General features: G+C 65.7%; 1 pseudogene. It reads right to left on the minus strand.

Annotated features, from left to right (window positions below):
* Positions 1 to 407 (minus strand): annotated as a pseudogene (locus tag ACFFNX_RS52210) (IS630 family transposase); the annotation flags it as partial.
* Between the last annotated feature and the right edge of the window lie 62 nt (positions 408 to 469).

Raw genomic sequence — 469 nt, forward strand, 5'->3', positions numbered from 1 at the left:
GCTTGGACGCTCTTGTGGACGCCGCGCTTGGTCAGCTGGTCGGTGAGGTGGCCGAACCAGCGTTCGACCTGGTTGACCCAGGATGAGCCGGTCGGGGTGAAGTGGATGTGGAAGCGGGGATGGCGAGCGAGCCATTCGTGGATGAGCGGTGTTTTGTGGGTGGCGAGGTTGTCGCAGACCAGGTGTACGTCCAGTCCGGCAGGCACCGCCTTATCGATCGCGGCCAGGAACTTTTTGAACTCGGTGGCGCGGTGTTTGCGGTGCGGTTCGGTGATGACGGTTCCGTCGGCGATGTTGAAGGCGGCGAACAGGCTGGTGGTGCCGTACCGGGCGTAGTCGTGGGTGCGGCGTTCGGGCATGCCCGGCATCATCGGCAGCACCGGTTGTGAACGGTCCAGTGCCTGCATCTGTTGGGTCGGGGACGGGACGCCGTGCGGCCTTTCGGCCGCCGGTTTTCCCGTCCCCGCCC

The organism is Actinoallomurus acaciae (assembly GCF_042429965.1).
GTDB classification, from domain to species: Bacteria; Actinomycetota; Actinomycetes; order Streptosporangiales; family Streptosporangiaceae; genus Actinoallomurus; species Actinoallomurus acaciae.